The 2,043-nt window shown below is 62.0% G+C and carries 3 protein-coding genes; all 3 read right to left on the reverse strand.

The features are described from left to right. Positions 1-284 (reverse strand): hypothetical protein (locus A2I95_RS33650; RefSeq protein WP_291736811.1); only part of this gene is annotated, 284 nt, incomplete at its 3' end. Positions 285-500: 216 nt separating this feature from the next. Continuing rightward, positions 501-1,262, reverse strand: a complete 762-nt coding sequence (locus A2I95_RS33655) for an ABC transporter permease (RefSeq protein WP_027257822.1) — start codon at positions 1,260-1,262, stop codon at positions 501-503. Continuing rightward, entirely contained in the window at positions 1,259-2,005 is a 747-nt protein-coding gene (locus A2I95_RS33660; protein ID WP_027257821.1) for an ABC transporter permease subunit, read from the reverse strand. The genes A2I95_RS33655 and A2I95_RS33660 overlap by 4 nt, the downstream gene beginning before the upstream one ends. Between the last annotated feature and the right edge of the window lie 38 nt (positions 2,006-2,043).

The raw sequence follows: 2,043 nt of genomic DNA on the forward strand, positions 1-2,043 counted from the left end.
TGCCAGTATTGCGCCGGGTTCGGCTGCACGGCGGTTCCCGCAGGCAGCAGCACGGAGCAGTCTGCCGCCCGGCTGATATCAGAGCGAAAAGCACTAACCGGCCCGGCGCTGTTTTCAGCAGCGCACAGCGGACAGGTGCTGCATTTGGGGCAATCCTGCGCCTCGCCGCTGCCTTCCTCGGCGACTTGGATCTCCACCACGCCGAACTCACCGCAGATCTCGATCCATTCTCCGCCCGCCGCGGCCTGCGCCGCACCGGGGAAGGCAACCTGCACTACCAGCATGAAAATGGCGCACAGCCCCGCCAGCCGCCGGAACAACCCGGCGCGGCAAACGGAAGATATGAAAGAAGTGCGCGGCATCTGTTACAAGAATCTCTTGCTGCATTTGCCGCTGACACTAGAGGGAACTTCAGTGCCGTTATTTGATGTATGTCAGATAAATCAGAGATTCCGGACCGGTTGGCCACGGCCCGGAAGAGGGGCTAACCGCCCAGCAGATCAGCCATTCTCGAACCGCCGGAAAGCCAGGGTTATCACTCCCGCAATTGCCATATAGACCACCGCAAGCAGCAGCAGCGGCTCGTAAACGATAAAGGTATCAGACCGCACGCGCGAGGATACCGAGTAGATCTCCACCACCGTGATCGTCGCCACCAGTGGTGTCGCCTTCAGCTGCAGGATGGTTTCGCCGCCCAAGGTCGGCAGTACATTGCGGATCGCCTGCGGCAGCCAGATCCGGCGAAACATGGTGAAACGCGGCATGCCAAAGGATTTTGCGGCCTCCAGCTGCCCTTTGGCCACACCCGAGAATGCACCCCGCATCACTTCGCCCTCATAGCCTGCATAAGACAGCGACAGCGCAAGCACCGCATAGGGCCAGGCCTGACGCAGGTACGGCCACAGCTCGGACGAGCGGATCCAGGGAAACTGAGGGAACAGAGATCCCAACCCGTAATACAGCAACCATATCTGCAACAGCAAAGGTGTGCCGCGGATAATGGTGCAGAATGTGCGGGCCGGAATGGACAGATACCACGGCCCCACGGCCTGGGCTAACCCCAGCGGCACTGCCAGCAGGAACCCGATGACAAGGGATGCCGCCAGGATCCAGATCGTCGTCCACAGCCCTTCCAGCGCCAGCGGCGCGTACTTGGGCAGCCAGTCCCAGCGCAGCGAGACCGCGCACCAGATCACCAGCCCCGCAAAGATCAGCATCATGACAATACGGTGCGGCTGCATCAGCTCCTTGAGGCCGGTCATGACGTGCCCCCCTTCAGCGAAGGCTGGCCGCGCCGCGCCCATTTCTCAACCCGGGCGAAAACCGCGCCGGAGCACAGCGTCACCATCAGATAGAGGAACCCGGCGGCCAGGAAGAAGGTGAAATAGGCCCGCGTGCTGCTCGCCGCCTGGCGGGTCTCCAGCGTCAGCTCGTTAAAGCCGACAACCGCCAGCAGCGCCGTATCTTTGGTGGCAATCAGCCACAGGTTTGCCAGCCCCGGCACCGCAAAGCTCATCATTGCCGGGATCGTCACCCGGCGCATGATCATGAAGGCCGGCATGCCATAGGATTTCGCCGCCTCGATCTGCCCGACCGGCACCGCTTTGATCGCCCCGCGCAGCACTTCGGTGGCATAGGCGCCCTGCACCACCCCCAGCACCCAGATACCGGCTGCAACGCCGTTGATCTCAACCCGGCCGCCGCCCAAGCCTTCGGAGATTTTGTTGATGATATCGCTGCCCACGTAATAAAGGATCAGGATCAGCACCAGTTCCGGCACCGCCCGGATTACCGTGGTATAGATGGCGAGAAGATCGCGCGTGACCTTCCCGCCGTAGAGTTTGCCGTAGGCCCCGAACAGCCCGATCACCAGCCCCAGCCCATAAGCGCCAAAGGCGATCTGCAGGGAGTTGGCAAGCCCGCGCAGCAGGTTGCCCCCCCAGCCCGACAGCGACAGCAGCTCAGCGCTGGCGCCGAGGCCCAGTAGTTCAAACAGTCCGGTCATGGCAGCACCTTAGTAGATGCTGGTAGTGAAGTATTTGG

It is taken from the genome of Leisingera sp. F5 (assembly GCF_001593695.1).

Bases quoted from the DNA above. Each gene is read 5' to 3' on its own strand.
- A2I95_RS33655 (WP_027257822.1), bottom strand. From the start codon at position 1,262: ATGACCGGCCTCAAGGAGCTGATGCAGCCGCACCGTATTGTCATGATG.
- A2I95_RS33660 (WP_027257821.1), bottom strand. From the start codon at position 2,005: ATGACCGGACTGTTTGAACTACTGGGCCTCGGCGCCAGCGCTGAGCTG.